This window comes from Pseudomonas atagonensis (genome assembly GCF_011369485.1).
Lineage (GTDB): Bacteria > Pseudomonadota > Gammaproteobacteria > Pseudomonadales > Pseudomonadaceae > Aquipseudomonas > Aquipseudomonas atagonensis.
On record NZ_VXCA01000035.1, the window covers coordinates 128,706 to 148,943 of the forward strand.

A 20,238-nucleotide genomic window follows, 5' to 3' on the forward strand; every position below is an offset into this window, starting at 1 on the left:
CTTTGAACCGACTGAGAAACATACGTTCCTCTATGGGTCGACCGCTGGTCAAGAAAAATTCGGGGTTGAGGAAAATGACGGCTCATTCATAGAAAGCGACGATATCCCCGTGAGCGCAGGTTGAATTTGAAAGGTACCTCGTCATGTTGAGGTGATATTTTATTTGATTTTACCCGTCACGCCTTTCAGCCCATCTCGAAAACCTCGGAGCATCATTTTCAAACTGGCACTCCGCGAAGAAGAAAAAATTCCGAAAAATAAAAATACAACAATACAGCGCGTTAAATCAGCCACTTTCCAGTTGACCGGCATGTAAGATCTTCTCTGAAGCAAAACACTGTTTCTGAACATATAGTAGTAGCGAAATGGCGAATGATACGGAATTGTTCGCCACCTTAGAAACCAGACCCTTATCCTACGGTCACCGAGCGAATGAAGCATTTCCGCCTGACACACACCGAACAACTTGTATCCTTTTGACTTGGCGCGAAAACACCACTCAGTGTCAACGTGATCAATAAACAAACTCGCGTCCATCTCGCCGACATCATCGATAACCGACATAGGTATCAATGAGCCAGAAGCAATTAAAAAGTCGGCCTCGACTACGCGATCTCCTTCGGTACATGCCAATCGTTTAAAGCCGAACAAACCAACGCGCACGAAACTTGAAAGCGATCCCTGCTCCGAATCCTTATAAGCAGGGGCCACCGCGGCCAAACGAACACCAGATTGCTGTAACTCAAACGCCGACTGATAAAGCTCTGCAGTCATGGTGGGCTCAGGACAACTGTCCTGATCAAACAAAATGACATGAGAAGAACGTACTTTCCGGGCATAGTCAATACCAACATTCTGGGCATGAGCGATACCGAAATTATCATCAAGACTTAAAACCACCAGTTGATCCGGCAAGTTTTGAGCTGCAGCGAAATCATCTAAAGACTCGAAAGATCCATTATCAACAATAACAATCGTATTCACTTGAGTCGCCAATGAACAAATAAGCTGCTCCAATCTGTCCAGGTCTGGATGAAACGTTATGACTACAGCGCAGATCGATGGAACCGTGTTATTCATATAAACTCAACTAATACGCGCAACCGGTAAATACCTAACTTCAAAAAAATGATAATCGAGCAACATCAGTTCAAGGCTGTGGGTAATCACCTCGATGCGGCAAACGATACAGATAATGCGCTCTTGATTCCAGCCTATACACAGGCTAGCCGACAAAGACTTATACGTTCAGCGAAGAATACGGCTTGATCACCTCGCCTTTCCGATAGCTGGGTGCGATGGCGTGAACTGTTTCACGATATGCCGCGGGAAATCGAGGTAACGTCCGGGGCTGAGTTGACGTAAAAATCAACCTCACCCCCTACGCAACCCTCGACCTAAAGATACCCGGTGATAGCGGTTGAACGCTTACCGAAAAGTCAAAAGCTTATGTCCAAAATAGCTGGTTACGACAGGGATCAATACGCCTATCAGATGCGCGGTCGCTTCGACGTACTGAACAATGCCCATCGCAGGAAGCACCCAACGAGCGAACACGATACTGATGATCAGAGTCTGAGCAAGCGCCAACAGGTTAACGACAATGTACTTGCCGATTTGCGGTGCCAGCGGTTTGCCGGCCCCGTCAAATACAAACAGGCGCATCAGGATAAAGCCAGAAAGCAATCCGACCAGAAAAGCGAGAACCACTGCAATCTCAAACTGGAAAAACACAGAAAAGAGAAAGCGGGATCCCCAATTCAAACCAGCAGCAAGCCCACCGCTTGCGAGAAAGAAAGCAAACTGTTTTACGGCCACTTATGACTTCTCTGCAATGACTAAAAACTGTTTGCCGAAGAATCGCCAGGCAAACGCCATTTTTAGATAAAGACGAATTGCAATCAGCGGTGCGTTTCTTCCGCCGGACATCGTATAAGGCAGAAAACGATCAACCTTTCTGACCACGTTGAAACCCTTGAGCGAAAGCGCTTCAGCCATGGAATCTTCGGTGATAGGGATATAGTGATCCCAATAATCCCAATAAGCCCCAGGTACAAACTTGATGTTGGGCCCCATGCAGATGATTTTCCCACCCGGCTTCAGGCACCGAAATGCCTCACGCAGTGTTTTGTCGACCAAGTCTTTGCTGGGCAAATGCTCAAGAAAATTACTGGTGAAGACGACATCCAGAGAGGCATCTTCGATTGGCCATGTGGTGGAACAGTCCTGAAGCAAGAACGTAGAATGGCCGGCCACCCGAGTTCCGCAATCCGGGTTCAGGTCCATCGCATACTTTTTCCGCGCACTGATGTTCCGCGAAAATTCGCCCCACCCTGCCCCTAAATCGAGCAAAACACTGTCTTTGCCAATATATTTGGAAAAAAACTCATCGCAGAGAATTTTCCAGACAGCGTCTCGGTACTGGTCAGCACCCTGAAAGCGCTTTTGGTACTCTTCCTGCAAATCCGTCGACCGCGTATCCATAATTTTTTCCACTTTAAGAAGCTGCATTCTTAGCCATCTGACGACCAAACCCGATGCTTTCCGAGATACCTCTATCCTCCGGATAGTAATAGGAGGTATCTGCCACCCACAATCCTTTCACCGGCAGCTCAACGGGGGGAAGCTTGTCGAGGTAGCCTGGATCGCAGATAGGTTGTGCATATCGGTATCGGCTTGCGCGGATATCGATAAAGTCGTCATCGCTGAGCTGCGGGTTGATTTTCTTCAGATAGCTGCGCACTTTGGCCAGGAACACTTCGTCTGGCTCAGCGAAAGTCGGGTGTTCACCGGGCACGTAAAACGGCACGTACACAACATGCTGGTCGAGCGGGCGGAGATTGCTGTACTCAACAAGCCCAGGAATATCCATGTCAGGGTCATTGGTATTGAGCCAGAAATTCTCGGTGACCGCCTTTTTCAGTTTGGCAATCACACAGACAACAGCAATATTTTTGGTAGCCGTAAATTTTTCAAGGATATCTGCCGGCAAATCCGGCATCAGTCGCGGCACATAGGGCAATGGCACGGTACTGATTACCTTGTCGAAGGACTCTACGACACCACCCACTTGCACACCAGTGACCGCACTGCCCTCGATGATCACTTTTTCGACCGGACACTTGAGCCGGATTTCGCCACCACGACTTTCGATTGCGCCTTTCAGTCCCTGCAACAGCGTTGTCGAGCCGCCTTCGAGGTATCCAAGTTTTTCGCGGAACAGACTGTAACGTGAACGGCCTATACGGCGAATACGACTCCAGATCCATGCGGCCGATAACCCATGGGCGTAGTTATAGAATTTGTAATCAAACAGCCTGCGCCACAACACCTCCCACGCTTCGTCACCCACCCAACGTCGAATCCACCCGGCCGCTTCAACATTGTCGAGCGGACGCCAATCATTACGCTTGGTGGAGAGAAACGCGTGTAAGCCGTAGCGGAACTTGGCCATGAAACTCAAACCACGGAACTTGAGCAGCGCCACCGGATTACCCCAGGCCTGCAAGCGGTTCTGATACCAGTAACCCATCTTCGTTTCGACCCAGCGCATACGGTCGGCGAGTCCCAACTCCCCAAGCACCTGCAGGAAGTCGTGATCGGAGATGCAGTGAAAGTGATAATAGCGCTCGATTTCCAAGCCATTGAAATCGAAACATGCAGTCATCCCGCCCACCCGGTCGTCCGCCTCGAATAGCACAGGATGATGACCATCCAGCACCAATTGATAGGCGACAGCCAGGCCCATCGGCCCCGCTCCCAAAACCGCAATCCGCTGTCCCATCTTAGAACTCCAGCACAACGCCGCTGTACCGCGGGTCGTTAAATGTTTCGTCCACGGCGGCTTTGAACGATGTACAAGGCACACCGAAAATTCCCGGCCAATCGATCACCTCAAACTCGTCTTTGGCGCTCAACGCAGCCAACTGTTGGGTGGTAAAAGGGGGGTTATTATCGAACAAACCCCAGACCCATAACAACGCATAAAACAGGCCATATGGGATACGCAAGATCATCGCATTGGCACGAGTGGCACGCTTGATTTCGCGGATAATATCGATGTAATCAACCTTCTCATGCCCGGAAATATTATAGATCCCATCGCGAACGCGGTTCTCTATACAACTGATGATAATGTTCGAAAAGTCGCCGACATAGAGCGGTTGACGCATGTATCGGCCGTCACCCGGAACTGGGAACACAGGAACTTTTGCCATAAAACGCGACAGCCACCCCAAATGCTTTCTATCAAACCAGCCAAACATCAACGTTGGCCGAAGGACAGGGCAAGAAACTCCACTTTCAAGCACCATCTTTTCCTGAGCAACTTTTGTGTTAGTGTAGAAATCATCGGCATCGGACTCAACGACTGAGGAGCTGATATGTACCAGGTAAGGCACACTATTGACCTTGATCGATTCAAGTATCAAACGTGTTGAGTCAACATTATTACGAACAAATTCCTGATAGTCATTTCCACCTATCTGTGCCTGCAACATCACTACTACATCGGCACCAACGAAATGATCTTGCCACGTACCGGGCTCAGCCAGGTCAGCGTATTCGACTGTAATATCAGGCTGAACGCGTTTCAGCACTTCGATATTCGCGCGATGCTTATCAAGCACAACAATATTGGAGTAACCTTTATCCTTCAATCTTGCAACAAGATTCTGGCCTACCAGGCCTGCTCCTCCAGGGAGTAAAACTTTTAAGCCGCTCATTGATGTATTCCTTATTCCTTCGCAGCCCTACATGGACTGCACGGTAAATTTGATCGCGCAACCGAGGTCGTTACTAGTGGCCGTTATTGGCGCCCCTGACTGTGAGGACAAAATATATCCAGTAAACCCTGAAGTTCCGGCTTTGTGACTGATGACATCCCTCACATCCTCCCGCACTCCACCGGTAAAGGCGAAACCCACCACGGCACCGTCGCTTCCCGTAAAGCGAATGAGTTTTGGCGTTGTCTTGGTATGTGGATCAAACAACCAACCATTAACTCGTACATAGCTTTCAACCCCCGGCAGAGGCAGCACTCTCTCGAGTGATCCGAGGCAAGCGGGCTGTTGACCAGCATCGTATCGATTACCGATCTCTTTCTTCAATCCCTTGTACGGATAGGTATTAAATATCGAATAATTACTATCAATCGCACGTTTGGTGATATCGAGAACATAGGAAGGATCAGGAAATACATTCCTAATATATTCAACATCATCAATATCAAGAGCTGATGCCAATGCCGCTATTTCTCTAGTATTGATCACTTCCCGAGCTGATTTCAGCGCATCCAACTGAAAAACCAACATGCATGACATAAATACTACTACGACAACTGGAGCAACCTTACCTAAAAACGCCAAATATCGTTCGTGCCAAACAACTATAAAAAGAGCAACCCATGCCATATTCGAAGGAGTCGTATACCTGGAGGATAGGGCTTGATCCATGCCAAAAATCAGCCGGCTTCCTCCGGCGCCGAAGGCAGTACCACCAATGTAAACAATAAAAAAAATCAGCGCTACGATGAAAGGATTTTTGTTGGCCTTCTTAAATTGCACCCAAGCTATAGTGGCAGTAGCCCCTGTCAAAATCATCCCGGATAGAAGCGCTAATAACTTACCCGCCTCCCCTTGGCCGAAAATATAAAATGCCGCTCCTCCCAAATAAAGCATTGTGTAGTGCAGCAAATCCCAAGGATGGTTTTTCAAGGTATCAAGAAGATGCCCGTGATGTTCCGGGGCATGATAGTCATAAAAGTAAGCCACGACCATAATCGCGCCAAGCGCCGATATGAAACCGGTTCGTCTAATACCACAACCAAGGATAATGGAGTAAAGGATCATCAAAGGGAGAATCAACACTCCATTTGCTAACGCCCAAACTGAAGCACCGCCAAGCAAGCTAGCAATTACAAAATCACGCCGACTGCCACTTTCAACACTTTTAGCAAGCCAAAACAAAGCACAAAGAGGTAGTAGTTGCGCTAAAAAGAAATGACACTGGAACGCCCACTCCAAATTACCTTCTTGAGACCAAAGGAAGAGGAAGGCCGTAGCCAACATCAACAACAGAACTCTTCCATCTTGTAGAGACTTCCTTTGCCCCCCGTACAATTTATTTACAAACGAAAAAAACGTAATAACTGAGCAAACCACCAGGACGTAATTAGTTACAACTAGGAAAACACCAATCCCACCAAATAACTTTATATCAAGCCAAAAAAACAATCGTGAAAGGAGGATTCTATGTTCATTGTGTTGCGCCCACCATGCAGCATACTGTCCGTCATCAACATCCAATACAAATCCGATAGCTCCATTCCACATATCGGCATTCGGCACAGGCGAGTAATTGATTACCGCACCGGCTATAGCAAGGACAACAATTGCAGCGCAAATCAAGCCAGCCAGAGCGAGCAATACACCACCTATACTTCTCAATCCGCCCATTAAGCCCCCTCCATTGAATTAAGTGATAGACGCCTGCTTAACCTGGCGTCAACCTCATTGATTTTCACTGAATCTAAATCATGCAACCGCGACATTAGTTGCCACCCGCCAGATGCCCTCTAATCTCCAAGTTTGAACAACGCACCAGCTTCCCAGTATATTCATATGCTATAGACAAACGATAGTTACCCGCCAGCCCAGAAACATCAGCAATCGTGCTATATCCTGCGTTCTCAAGTTTTTTACTCGCCAAATATTCGCCGACATCCCGTCTGTAAACCCGCTTCGCAGGCAGCAGTAAATCCTTCCCGCCGTCATCGGTTAATACTACGAAAACCTCATCTGCTAACAATCCGTTCGTAATGGAAGGCGTTATCCAGCCGTCTACACGCAACACAGTGCTAGCACTGAAGAATCCTCCAAGTGAGGTGCCGTTAGCACTTTCGATGCTTCCTTCGCACGTTTCTTGCGAGGTAAATTCTTTCTTTCTGACTGAGGGATCGACAAAATTGAACGCGGTTTCAACCTCAGTGCTTTTCGGCATACTCAATTCTGACAACTCAAGCAAATAGGAGTCCTCCCACTGCCTGGAGTGAGAGGACTCCACCGTAATACCTATTACCTCTTTGTCACCCAGATACTTAGTACCATTGTACAAAAGCCCAAAATCCAAACTATTCTGAATCAATGGTGATAAAACAAATCCAGATCTAGCCATACTGGATATCAACCTAAAGCGCTTTGTCTCTCCCCCTCTCAACTCAACAATAACTGCTAGCTCATCCGGCTTGAATAACAAATCGACCACGCGCCCAAAAAAGGTCTTATTGATATATATCTTCGCAAACAACAACTTATTATTAGCGCTAATAGAAACTTTCCTTCCAACCTTCTCCCTACTACTTCTTAAGTCGACCTCATTAAAACCAGAATCATCTTGTTTTTTCTGAAGAAGAAGGAATTTATTCTCATAAGCCTCAGGTTGATATTTCGACAAGAGCACGGGCCAACTCACACCATCCTCTAAAGATGGAAGTCGCCCATCAATTGGCTCAACATTAAAAAATATATTCTCAGGCGCATTAGCACCAATTAAATGAGCCTTGTTTATTTCAGCCAAAGTTTCATTATACGCAGCGTAACTTTGGAAAACTGGTCGAGGATTCCACCGCGCACCTGAGGACAATAGATTAACTTGATTAAAAGAATAAATATCCGCCGACCCTTTAACATCTGGCAATTTAAAGTGCCGATTGATTTTTACAAGACTTTCTTCATACTTTCGATTCAACCCGCCCACTTGAAAGAGGCGTAAGTTCAAACCCTCCCAATCACGTTTATAATTGCTAACCAGGTTCGTCGGCAGCGTTCCGACACTCGATGTTCGGCCACCGATATCCACCTGCACCCAAACAAAAACAGAGAGCACAAACGCAACAATAAAATATCTCGAACACCTGACGACCATCATCAACATGGCAACGGCTAAAATAAAGTCGCCCGACACATACTCATGACCATGTCGAACGAATCCGGCCTTGAATACCAAAAATGAAACAAGAGCTAGCAAACCAAACAAGTTAAACTTAGTTAAAAACTCCAGCCCCACAATCTTCCATACAGCAAAAACGAGCACCAAAACAGCAAGCACGAAGGAAAATACACTTAAACCATCACCACGCGTACTCATCGCCTCAGTATAAGTAGCTACGACTGGAATCATCGAAACAAAATAATCTGACAGACTCAGAAGTGGCTGTCCCGACAGCCCCCAAAAAAACAATACTCCGCAAGCTGGAAACACGAGGGAAATCAACGCATGCATCCATTGTCGCAAATACAAAGCTTGGAAGGTTATTGAACCAACAACAACGACACAGAAGATTATAAAAGTCCCTTTAATAAGGGGAAGCAAACCCAAAGAAAACATTAAAACAGAAAAAGCAAAAAACTCGATTAGCCACCCTGTTTTCTTGGGAAGATTCAACAAACAATAAATGCCGACGGCCACCCCATAGAAAAAAATCAGGGCATCCCAAGTAAAGAAACCTGCGGAAATTGCCATTATCAGCGGCAACTTCCACCACACCGGACGCTCAAAGGTCAACAACAAAAGAACGAGTCCGAAGCACAGCCCAAGAAATCCACTACCCCAGAGCATTTTCGTATCAGTTGACGGGTGATACATCTCAGTACTGATTGAAGAATAGGGACCATAGGTGAATATTAAGTCACTCCCAAAATGCAGTTTATTTTCAACTGCCTGATTCATACCTATATACCAAGACGGGTCCAACCCCTCAATCGGCATCAATGGTAGAAAAGGAACAAAAACGCAGATGCATGCAACAAAAAGAACAAATGACACTATAAAATTAATTATGAAATCAAGTCGCTTCTTAGATAGAGTTACCATAAATGAAACTTAACCCGCTCAAATGTCCATTTTATTAAATATAAAGCGCGGAAGATTTCTTATCACAAACATAATCAGCGCCCATTTGCGTGGAGCATATAAAACCGGGGATCCAACCTTTATTGCTGAAACAATTTCGTGAGCGACATCACTGACACTTGCCAGCTTCGCGCCCTGCAACTTTAAATGAGCCGTCATAGGAGTATCAGTTGGACCAGGTTTTACCAATACGATCTTCACATCTGTGGCCGCGAAGCGATGTTGCAATCCCTCAACATAACGTGTGACCAATCCCTTAGCCGCCCCGTAGACGTAATTAGACTTCCGCCCCCTATCCCCCGCCACGGAGCCGATAATCGCCAACGTGCCTTTGCCGACCATTGCAAACTGGGTAGCGAATGCTTCAGCAAACATCACAGGAGAAATGGCATTAAGTTCCAGAGCTTCCCGCCCGACGTTTAAATCTTGCTGACAGGCATGCTGATCCGGTAGCGAACCGTGAGCGATCAGGACAACGTCCGGGCACCGCGAGTTACTTACTTCCTCAACGAAGGCGCTAATTGCACGAGCGTCAAGAAACTCAACTGTGCGGATGGAAATCAATGAAGCTGGTGAGCGAACTCGCAGGTCAGCAGCAATGGGCTCCGCTTTCGCAGCGTCTCTGACGACAAGTACGAGTTCCGATGCAGCTTCAGCCACCCATAGGCGTGCACAATGCTCAGCGATCGAAGACGTTGCGCCGACAATTACAATTTTTCTGCTCAAGCTAGTACCCCATTAGACGACGTGACATCGACGAGCTGATGCCCGGGTCACGATAATTCAAAAATTCGTTCAGTCGCGAATAGCCCGACTCAAATAATTTGCGTGGCATGCGTGCATCTTTAGCCATATATATACGACCACCGGCCTCGCTGACGATGGCATCCAGGCGCAAAAACAGCGAGTGGCTGTGTGCGCCTCGGTTTGGAAAGTCCAGCGCCAGAGTCACACCAGGTTGAGGGAAGCTCATCATCCCTACAGGGACACGATTGCCAAAGGTCTTCAGAACAGCAAGAAATGAGCCATCTCCTGATCTTGCGATCTCTTTCAACATGGCATCAACAGCGTCTTGCCCTGCTGCACGCGCTACGACACTTTGGTACTGATAAAAACCACGAGGGCCGTAAATCCGGTTCCACTCAAGTACATTATCGAGTGGATAGAAAAACGGTTCGTAATGCGCGACGGATTTTCCGCGCTTCAGAGCCTGCAACTGATAATAAGCAAGGTTGAACGGTTTCAATGACAACCGATTCACCAGGGAAATCGGCGGCACGAACGGTACTGTAACGCTCGAGGATTTCGACCCGGGGCCTTGCGCGATATCAACGTGGTTACCGCGCATGAATATGCCCCGTGCACTGGTGCGGGAGACGCAATCGATCCAGGAGACAGTGTGTTCCCAGCTTGCTTCCGAACCATCAGCAAGCTCGAAGAATTCATTGAGGCCAGCATAAGGGGTATTTTCTGTTTCCAACCATGGCCCACCAATGCGCCGCAACTGGAGTCGAGCCTGTGTGATTACACCGGTAAGCCCCATACCACCTACAGTGGCAGCGAACCAGTCAGACCGCTCGAACGGACCGCACTCAATCACCTCACCATCCGTGCGAAGCAGTTGGAGCGCCAACACATGATCACCAAAAGAGCCCATCACGTGGTGGTTTTTGCCGTGCACGTCATTAGCAATTGCTCCCCCAACACTGATCAGTTGGGTGCCAGGTGTTACCGGCAACATCCAGCCCCGAGGCACAAAAGTGCGCTGGATATCTCGCAATAAAATCCCTGCTTCACACTCAAGTACGCCGGTTTCGTCATCAAAGGCAATTAGATGATCGCGCCCACTGGTCGTCCATAGAACGCCGTCAGGATTCAGGCAGACATCGCCATAACTTCGACCGTTGCCGTAAGCCAATCCCTTTTGTCCAGACTCTAGAGTCAGCCGTGCCTTATGAGAGAGAGGCTGAACCAAATGCGGTAGCTCACTGAGCCGACCCCATGAACCGACACAAGTCATACCCAGCCGCCCGCGCCGATAGCGATAAACATCGCAAAGACGACACCCGCCAATAGACTTGCCTTATCTTTTACGGCAAAGACCAAAGGGTCGTCATGCATTTCCCCGCGATGCGCGCGCAACCACACCCAACTGATCCAGAACAGCATGACGGGGACATTCCCCCAGACCCACTCGGGATGTTGATAAAGGCGCAGAACATCAACGCTGTTCAGGTACAGCGCCAGCACCAGCACCGAAGAGAAGCCGGATGCTACCCCCAGCATCTGAATCAAAGGCGCATCATCAGTGAAATAGCCGCGACCGTGCGCCTTGTGCTTGCCGTGCAATAACTGCATCTGCAGCTCCGCAAAGCGCTTGACGAACGCCAGTGACAAGAAGAGAAAAACCGAAAAAGCGAGCAACCAGAACGACAAAACCATACCCACCGCAGCAGCGCCCGCAACGATTCGTAAGGTGTAAAGAATAGCGAGGGTCAGGCAGTCAATGAGGACGAGTTGCTTGAGTTTGAAAGAGTAAACACACGTAAGGACAAAGTAGACGCTTAGCCACGCCAAAAAGCCTGGACCGACTTGGGCTGCGATCAAAAGGCTGACTACCAATAAGACCGGCCCCAGCAGCACCCCCTTCCATGCAGGTACAAGCCCTGCCGCGAAAGGACGCTTGCTTTTGCGTGGATGCTGGCGATCACTTTCCAAATCTAGAAGATCGTTCGCTATATACACCGAAGATGCGCAGAGGCTGAACGCGACAAAAGCAAGGAGTAATGCTAACCATGAGCCACTTTCGGCAACACCATGCGCTGCAAACAGCGGAACGGCGAGCAGACCGTTTTTCAGCCATTGATGTACACGAAGCAACTTGCTCCACGTTGTTGCCCCCGAACTCATACCCGCGAAAACCTGCTCCACTTCGGCACAAGCGCTGGCATCGGCCTGGAGTGCTGTTGACGCATTGACAACAATTGCTCGACGCGCATGCTCCCAAACTTTCAGGTCGGCAGCGGAATTTCCCGCATAGTCAAAACCTTGCTCACCAAAGCGCGCAATCAATGCCTTGGCCTTATTTGAGCCAGCAAGATTCACCAGCCCGTCACTGGCGAGCACTTCATCAAAAAATCCGAGGTGCTGAGCGATCGGATTGGCAATAGATCGATCAGAAGCAGTGCAAAGAATCAGACGACGACCGGACGCATGCTGTTCACGCAGCCACGCAACGAAGTCAAGATTATAAGGCAACGAAGAGGGATCGAATTCCGTCCGTTCGGCAATCTGCTTCTTCATTTCCGCTTTGCCTTTCGCTAGCCAGAAAGGCAATCGGAAAAGCGACAGCGGAGCGGCTTTGACTAATCCGAGAACACTCTCGTGAAGCATGTCAGAGTGTATAAGTGTTCCATCAAGATCAATACAAAGCGGGACCGAACTTACGTTATTATTCATAGTTTCTACTGCGCAACTATCATCAAAAGTACGAAATTAAGTCTATCACCTACTCAAACATGGAATATGATAGATACAAAAAACAGTTCCAGCATAATCACGCGCCGGGATCAGCCTGTAAACAGCAGCACACTTCCCATGCTTCCGGCACAATAATTTTTCTCCACCTGACAACGTCCCATCCAAAAAAACACTTAAAAAATCCAAATATCATGAAGCAACGATCGGTAGCGCATACAACCAAAAATCTGAACTCATACAAAACATTCATATTCCCAAACGCACAAACTTAACGATTTGAAAATTTCCTTTGTATAGCTCTCAACGGTGCAGTTAAACGCCAAGATCGAGAGTGTTCGTAAGCGGTATTTTTGAGCTTGGCCATGCTCAATTCGCTCTTTAACTTTGCTAAATCGTCTTGAGCTTCCGCTAGTTCCTGCTGTAATATATTTAGATCTTCCTGACACTCCCCTAGCGCTGAAGCCAATTGTATTTCGCGTGAAAGAGAGCCACCCTCAAAAACACCCTTAGGGGCCACACATGACTTAAGAGATGAAAATATTTCTGGGTAGTCAACAGCGACCCGCACAGACTGCTGCATTTTCTTCCAACTCTCTTTAATCACTGAGACGTCAGAAGATGGGCGAACAAAAACGATAAACTCCAGCGAGTAATGCGGTGTATCTGTAAATTCAACACATTCAAGATTAAGAAGTCCATACTCAGCCGCCTCGAGCATCAAGGTAGCAAAACTATAGGGAGTAAAAACCCAGCAATGCACATCATGGTAGTTTTGCGAAGAAAGTGCATCTTCCACTAAACTCATCGCCATTTCATAGGAGTGAAGAGGCTCAAGTTTTTTTGAATCCAATGGCTTATCCCAAGCCTCTGCGACAGCAACTTTTTTTACATACGTCATATGATCAAAAATATTAGCAGGCAACGGTCGGCGAGTACGTCGGGCATATGGATCAATTAAATCTTGCAACGCAGTCTCACGGCGAGCAAAGTCAAATGTGTAGCGCTTATCAGGCACTACCAGACGAATCTGGCCATCGGAATTGAGTACAGCCTGCAGTTCCTTAAACCAAGTAATCAAATCAGGCACATGCTCAATAACATGAGAGGCAATTACGTAGTCGACCTGACGCCCTGCGCACTTGACCAGCGAGTTGTCTCCCCAAACCGCATCAACTTCAACAATATCTTTCACGTCAAAGCCGTGACCAACCCTGTACTTCTCACGCAAAGTATCCGTATCAGCGTGGTCGACATAAATCACGTCTGTCTCTGACTTGAGAAAGAACGGACGATAGAGAGGCCCGATCTCAAGAACCGAAGCTTCTGGTGCTGGGATACCAGCGCGAACACTATCTCTCATGCTCATAACTGCCTCTCCTTAAACATTCGGTTCATCTCAATCATAATCTCAATGATTGCACGCCGACCTTTTATTGATTCAAGCCAACTTTAGTTCAATCACAATAGCGGGAACAATTTGAACGAACGGGTTTTCCACTTCACGAAACTGTTTAAAGAATTCGGTTTGTGGCAAATGCCCGTACGAATCAGCTTTATAAGAATTCATTATACCGATTAACCCCTCAGATATTGACTCACCAGAAAGATAATCTACTGAAGTTATATTACTTGCCAAAGACGACAGACATTTTTCGTCATATCGATTGGTCAGAACCTTAATCCCAAATGCGCTCATTTCGAGCGGCGGGTAACTTGGATGTGGAGACACCATCAAAGATAAGCCCGCAAAGGATTGCTGTAATTGGCGGCCATACTGGTCAATCGACAACTTGCCGAGCGACTTAAGCGAAAAACCCTTTCCCAAATCAATATCCGGGTGACTCTCACCTGCAGAAACAAAAGACCAGCCGCCACAGTCCGCTGAAGAGACAACCTGACGAAGTCCTGTAACTATCAATTCAAAGCAATTTCTGTTGACGCTCGGACGCCCATACACAAGTATTTGGCGCTCACGTGCTTTAAGAGGGCAACCAGTCAAAAACGGCTGTAGTTTTTTGTTTAAAATCGGCTCAAACACGAAGCTTTTGTAGAAAGTATAACCTTTCGCGTCGAAGTAATTTTTCAAAAAAGAAGTGTTAAAAACAGCTACACAATCACTTCCATCGTGATACGACGCTTCGGCGAGGGCATAGCGACTTGACCATGGGTAAAAACCGGGCTCGTAATCCTGGATAAGATAAATAAACTTACCCTCTTTACAACCAGGCCAAAGCTTGGCGCGTTGTGCCAGTAATTTTTTTACATTTGCCGCGGTCCACCATGCTGTGGCGATAAAAACATCGTCCTCGCGAATCGCCAGCGTGTATTTAGATCTGTCGCCTGCGGAAACAATAGTTTTGCCTGGACGATCATCATCAGCGAGACTCAAAATCGTCCAATCAGCAAAATCCGGGTTATCAGCTACAGCAAACGCCAGCTCATCTGTAACGACTATTCGTACATCCTCAAAATGAGCAGCCATCTCTTGGAAGAAATGCAGAGCAGTGGATATGCCGCCAAAAACATGCCTCGTAGAAAGCCCCGGCACCACAAGATTCAGCCTCTGACCAGAAAGGCTGCTTCTGCGAGCAAAAAGCGGTAGCGCTTCCGGGACGGCAACTTGCAAACCGGACTCGATTACAGTGCCAGGCACAGAGGCCTGGTACACTCTTTTTAATGCGGCGTGCACTCGTCTGTTACCAAGTGCAAATCGAACTATTTTACGAAGCACGGGGCGATCCCTCTATCCTTGGGGTTTTAGACTGCAGACTTAGATGTGGGTTGAAGTAAGGGTCGGTCTGCTCAACGCGATACGGTGCATACTTCAGCACAGATTGCTCGTAGTCATTTTGTGGAACGTAGGACGAACGGGTTTTCGATTCAAAGTGGTAAAGACGTGCATCAGCGCACATCACGTTATGGAACCCCTTTTTCATCGCGCGAACACAGATCTCCACATCGCTACCACAGATGATAAAACTTTCGTCAAATCCACCGATTAGATCGAACTTGCTTCTGGTCATCGCCATGCACGCCCCCGTTACCGCGAGGACGTTGCGAGTCAGAACTGGCGAAACAAACGGGCCTGCGCCCGTGTGCGTCGCAGGCTGCGCGTGATACACATGATCGGCCCAACCACCCATGCCTACCACGACACCCGAATGTTGTATGGTGCCATCCGCAAAAAGCAGCAACGCACCTACTACACCCACGTCATCAAGCGAAGAATAACCGCCCAACTTCTCAAGCCAATCGGGTGAAATTACCGAGGTATCGTTATTCAAGAAAACCAGAACGTCGCCACTGGACTTCGAAGCACCCAAATTATTCAATCGAGACCAATTGAACTCGAACGCCGCAGGAACAACACGAACGCGAGAATCTTCTTTCTGAATAAAATCGAAATAATTGAAGGTATCGATTTCGGTGGAATTATTATCGAGAACAATAATCTCAAAATTCTGACATGTGGACTTGCCAATAATGCTACTGATGCATTCAGACAGCAACTCGACCTTATCCTTGGTCGGTATCACAATCGAATATTTCAGCGACGCGGCTTTTTTAAACTCTAGTTTGTAGGTGAAAAGATTTTCGCCATTAACAGCGACAACCGAGTCATTCCCGTACACCTGGGAAACAAACTTATTGACGGCGAGAAGTCCCGCCGCATCGGCGTAGTTTTTACTCTCAGGGTTACTTGCCGTTGACTCCTGATGCATTCTCCAGTGATACAAAATTTTCGGAACGTGGACGATTTCTTCAGACTTTAGCTTACTCGCAATGGTCAGCCAAAGATCGTAATCTTGAGCACCAACGGCGCTTTCATCAAAAACAGGTATGCCATCGACAATGCTAAAAACCACGAGGTGACCCAGATAAGCTTGCGAGCAAGCCAGATGAGGGGACCACCCTGGTTTGAAAAATGGCAGGCACCGCTCTCCCTGCGGATTCAGCTTGTCCTCATCGGAGTAAAGCAATTTCGCGTTTGGTAACTTATTAATAGCATCAGCCATCTCGAGCAACGCATGCTCAGCGAGCAGATCATCATGATCCAGCAACGCGACCCAATCCCCCGAAGCGATACTTAGCGCGCTGTTGGACGCTGCCGAAATATGCCCGTTTTTTTCCCGGAAAACGACCTTGATACGGGCGTCCTCACGCATGTAGCGAACGAGAATTTCACGTACATGAGGATCTTTTGAAGCATCGTCCGCAATGCAAAGCTCCCAGTTCAAGTAAACCTGATTGCGTACAGATTCAATGGCCTCCGCCAGCCAAACCGGGTTCGGGTTGTAGGTAGGCATTACTACCGAAATTTTAGGCTTCGAAACAAGTTGTTCGTAGCGCGCGAGAAGTTGAACACGAGTACTTTCATTGATCGTGTCGTGTTCCTCTACCCAACTGACATAGTCGATCGGTAGTGGCGCAGAAGAGACGGGAGATCCCTGAGAGCTGCCAAGCGCCAAAATCACTCGTTTGAGACCAGGAATACCTTCGCGGCGGTAAAGCGAGAAAAATTTGCGAGCATTGTGCGCCAGCCCACCTTCCAATTTAAACAAAAGTGGAATTTTTCTGCCTAAAAAGACAAACTTTCTCACTTGTCGACTGGCGAATCTCAATGGCGCCGTTACACGCCAACTGGCCGAATGACGAAGTTGTGAAATTTCACCTTTCAGACCTGCGACACTTGCATTGAGATTGGTAATATCAGCCTGCAATTCGTAGATAGCTTTATTGCGATCTACCAGTTTGCCAGTGACTTCTTCCCATTTCTCTTCGGGTGCACTAGTCATCAATGACCAGTTATTTTTGCGCTGGGCCGGCGGAGTTGAATACTCTGCTTTCAGATTAAGATGACCTGGAACAACTTTCTCGTCGATACCGCCAATGTAACGCTGGCCAAGAATATTATCCGAGGGAGCACGCTTACGAACCACGCATACAGAGTTGAAAAACTCTACTGAGTGAATCGCCGCCAGGTCATCCTCAGTAAACTTCACTCCATATTCGTGTGAAAAGCCCTGAAGCAATTCATCCCTGCTTTTTTCTACGCCCCAATGTTCAAAATTGACGATATCTGCCAGACGTTTGAAAAATGCAATGGAGGAATACGGATGGTAAATTCCACCCTCAAATTCTTTCCAGTAGCTGCAATGCAAGTCCTCAGCGATAAACACACCACCGTCATTTATCGCAGGAAAATATCTGGAGAACGCTTTTGTAATATCTCCCGACGTATGCGATCCGTCGTCAATGACGATATCGAAAGTCGGCGAGAGCCCAAGAATGACCCGCTCGGAGATATCTGTGGTCGCATCGCCGACGACGACATTGATTCGCTCATCTTCGTATTTCAATACAGAGCACTGAGGATTGATATCACAACCCACAAAGACATCTGCATTTTTGAAGTATTTGGCCCATATCTCCAGCGAACCGCCATTTTGGATCCCGATTTCCAGGAATCTTACCGGCAGGTCGCGGTACGGCGAAAAAATTCTGTCGTATTCCGATAGGTAGATCGACCACTTATCGGACAACTTGCCTTCATGCTGGGAGTAAAGCTCAAATAACGAATTCATGTAGCTACCTTTAGCTCAACACTGTCAAAGTCAACACCCACTAACCCCCACCGCACCTTACTCGACGATACGTTCAATATGACGGCGTCGTGTAACCAATGGTGTTGTACGTTAGTGTAAAGATCGCCATCTGCGAGTGAGACCATTACTGAGTACTGCCCGTTGGGCAGCATTGGCAAGCGAAAAACAAATTCTCCGGTGAAACTCGTGCCCGCTGTCAATGGGCGGGGGTGACGGTCAGTAAACGGTAAAGTGTTCTCACCAAATAGATCTTGACCTAGGCGATCTTTAACAACAAAACCGATAATCGGACGTTCAAACTCTTGGTGCACCTTTCCACTGATCGTCAATAGAGCACGATCTCCACCCTTGAACACTTCGGTCGAATTTACTGATACAGGCGCGATGGATACCGACAGAATTTCACCAGCGCCAGTCTTCCAACCGTTTGCTTCGGTTAAATTATCGCAAACTTGCAAGCTTGCCTCGTAATCAACCACCGGCGGAGCATTAAATTCTGAAGTTACCCGTGCGCTTATATCCGAACTGGAGTCCGAAAGTCCTGTTTCCCCAGACTCGATAAGCTGCAGCGTTTCTTCTTGCCCATAAACCTCCTGCAATGTGTATTGCAAGTAAGCTTCAGCAATTTCTTTCGAAGAACCTATTTGGCGCAACTGCCCTTGGTGCAGCCACACCGCACGCTCACATAGATTGAGTACCGAACCCATATCGTGGCTGACAAAAACAAGCGTGCCATGCTCCTTGAATTTCCGAAGAAAACGCATGCATTTCTGGGTGAAGACCGCATCACCGACTGCCAACGCTTCATCGATTACAAGAATATCGGCGTCAACATGCGCGATGACCGCGAAGGCCAATCGAACATACATACCGCTTGAATATGTTTTAACCGGCTGCTCGATGAACTCGCCAACGTCTGCAAACGTAATTATCGCTTCAAACCGCTCATCGATCTCTTTAGGTGTCAGTCCAAGCAACGCAGCACTCATGTAAACGTTTTCGCGCCCACTGAACTCCGGGTTGAACCCTGATCCCAGCTCAAGCAATGCAGCGATTCGGCCATGGGACTGGATGCTGCCAGTCGTTTGATTGAGCGTACCGCAGAGCATTTGCAGGAGCGTCGATTTACCACTGCCGTTGCGACCAACGATACCGATGGTTTCCCCTCGTTTGACGTCGAAAGAAATGTCCTGCAACGCCCAAAACTCACGATAGTACTGCCTGGACTCACGCCCGATCAGAGGAGACAAGCGTGGTAATACGAACTGCTTGAGTCGATCGCGCGGGCTACTGTAGATCTGGTAACACTTGCCAAGGCCAGAGACCTCGATGGAAATTTCAGATGACATCTGCAAACCCTTTCCGCGTTTTCTGGAACCAGAAAAAACCCAACCAAGCTATCAATGATGTAGCAACAAGATAAATACCAAGCATTGCAAAGTCTGGAGCCACGCCAAAGAACAGAACCGCTCGGGTTTGCTCAATAACCGGTGTCATCGGGTTCATATAAATCAGACCTCGATAGGCTTCTGGCAATGCCGACACCGGGTAAAATATCGGCGACAGGAACATCAGAACGGTTGTCAGGATGCCGATAAATTGACCGACATCGCGCAGATACACCCCAAGCGATGCCAGGGCCCAGCTAATCCCCATGATAAACAACATGAAAGGAATCAGGACCAACGGCAGAAAAAGAACTGTCAGATGAGGCACGCCATAAAAAATGACGTAGGCGAACAACCACACGCCCAAGCTGATGAGAAAGTGAAACAGGGCCGCCCCCAATCCAATCAAAGGTAAGATCTCGAGAGGAAATACAACTTTCTTTACATAATTTGGATTGCCCAGGATCAGATTGGGAGCACGGTTAATGCACTCACTGAAAAGGTTGAAAACAATCATCCCGGCAAACAGCACGAGAGCGAATTCGGTCTTGGACTCACTTCCCCCCCATCGAGCCTTGAACACAACGCTGAATACAAAGGTGTACACAGCCAGCATCAAAAGAGGGTTGAAGAATGACCATAGAATGCCCAGGAAAGAGCCACGGTAACGCCCCATGACTTCACGTTTGGTGGCGGCGGATATCAGATTCCGATTGCGCCAAATGCTTGCAGCAACCTCACGAGGGCTGGCGGAGAAATCTTGCATCAGGCAAATACCTCAACCACATCAAAACGTTGTGACACAGTAAGACCTTTGGAAAAGCCTTCCGGCATGTCAAATACCTTTGACTCCA

General features: G+C 47.9%; 15 protein-coding genes. All 15 read right to left on the reverse strand.

Going from position 1 to position 20,238, the window contains the following annotated elements:
* Positions 1-159 precede the first annotated feature (159 nt).
* Entirely contained in the window at positions 160-1,080 is a 921-nt protein-coding gene (locus F2P67_RS23815) for a glycosyltransferase family 2 protein (RefSeq protein ID WP_166224510.1), read from the reverse strand.
* A 348-nt stretch (positions 1,081-1,428) separates the two neighbouring features.
* Positions 1,429-1,818 (reverse strand): GtrA family protein, encoded by a 390-nt coding sequence (locus tag F2P67_RS23820; RefSeq protein ID WP_166224513.1) that lies wholly within the window; start codon positions 1,816-1,818, stop codon positions 1,429-1,431.
* Positions 1,819-2,511, reverse strand: a complete 693-nt coding sequence (locus F2P67_RS23825; RefSeq protein ID WP_218583402.1) for a class I SAM-dependent methyltransferase — start codon at positions 2,509-2,511, stop codon at positions 1,819-1,821. It abuts the gene before it with no gap.
* On the reverse strand, positions 2,498-3,784 hold the full coding sequence (locus F2P67_RS23830; protein WP_166224516.1) for an NAD(P)/FAD-dependent oxidoreductase: 1,287 nt from the start codon (positions 3,782-3,784) through the stop codon (positions 2,498-2,500). Before F2P67_RS23830 ends, F2P67_RS23825 begins: the two co-directional genes overlap by 14 nt.
* Position 3,785: 1 nt before the next feature.
* The gene (locus F2P67_RS23835; RefSeq protein ID WP_166224519.1) at positions 3,786-4,724 is read right to left on the reverse strand and encodes an NAD-dependent epimerase/dehydratase family protein; all 939 of its coding nucleotides are present in this window, start codon (positions 4,722-4,724) and stop codon (positions 3,786-3,788) included.
* Between the two features lie 27 nt (positions 4,725-4,751).
* The gene (locus F2P67_RS23840) at positions 4,752-6,455 is read right to left on the reverse strand and encodes a hypothetical protein (RefSeq protein ID WP_166224522.1); all 1,704 of its coding nucleotides are present in this window, start codon (positions 6,453-6,455) and stop codon (positions 4,752-4,754) included.
* Between the two features lie 94 nt (positions 6,456-6,549).
* On the reverse strand, positions 6,550-8,727 hold the full coding sequence (locus tag F2P67_RS23845; RefSeq protein ID WP_166224525.1) for a hypothetical protein: 2,178 nt from the start codon (positions 8,725-8,727) through the stop codon (positions 6,550-6,552).
* 162 nt (positions 8,728-8,889) lie between these two features.
* The gene (locus F2P67_RS23850; protein ID WP_166224528.1) at positions 8,890-9,636 is read right to left on the reverse strand and encodes an SDR family NAD(P)-dependent oxidoreductase; all 747 of its coding nucleotides are present in this window, start codon (positions 9,634-9,636) and stop codon (positions 8,890-8,892) included.
* A gap of 1 nt (position 9,637) precedes the next feature.
* A complete protein-coding gene (locus tag F2P67_RS23855) occupies positions 9,638-10,930 on the reverse strand; it encodes an FAD-binding oxidoreductase (RefSeq protein WP_166224531.1) in 1,293 nt (430 codons plus the stop codon).
* A complete protein-coding gene (locus F2P67_RS23860; RefSeq protein ID WP_166224534.1) occupies positions 10,927-12,369 on the reverse strand; it encodes a UbiA family prenyltransferase in 1,443 nt (480 codons plus the stop codon). Before F2P67_RS23860 ends, F2P67_RS23855 begins: the two co-directional genes overlap by 4 nt.
* 289 nt (positions 12,370-12,658) lie before the next feature.
* Positions 12,659-13,756, reverse strand: a complete 1,098-nt coding sequence (locus F2P67_RS23865; protein ID WP_166224537.1) for a methyltransferase domain-containing protein — start codon at positions 13,754-13,756, stop codon at positions 12,659-12,661.
* Between the two features lie 72 nt (positions 13,757-13,828).
* The gene (locus tag F2P67_RS23870; protein ID WP_166224540.1) at positions 13,829-15,121 is read right to left on the reverse strand and encodes a rhamnosyltransferase WsaF family glycosyltransferase; all 1,293 of its coding nucleotides are present in this window, start codon (positions 15,119-15,121) and stop codon (positions 13,829-13,831) included.
* Positions 15,111-17,975, reverse strand: coding sequence for a glycosyltransferase (locus tag F2P67_RS23875; RefSeq protein WP_166224543.1), 2,865 nt, complete (start codon positions 17,973-17,975; stop codon positions 15,111-15,113). The genes F2P67_RS23870 and F2P67_RS23875 overlap by 11 nt, the downstream gene beginning before the upstream one ends.
* Positions 17,972-19,345, reverse strand: coding sequence for an ABC transporter ATP-binding protein (locus tag F2P67_RS23880; protein ID WP_166224546.1), 1,374 nt, complete (start codon positions 19,343-19,345; stop codon positions 17,972-17,974). Before F2P67_RS23880 ends, F2P67_RS23875 begins: the two co-directional genes overlap by 4 nt.
* Positions 19,335-20,150: an ABC transporter permease gene (locus F2P67_RS23885; protein ID WP_166224549.1), complete on the reverse strand. Its 816-nt coding sequence runs from the start codon at positions 20,148-20,150 to the stop codon at positions 19,335-19,337. The genes F2P67_RS23880 and F2P67_RS23885 overlap by 11 nt, the downstream gene beginning before the upstream one ends.
* Between the last annotated feature and the right edge of the window lie 88 nt (positions 20,151-20,238).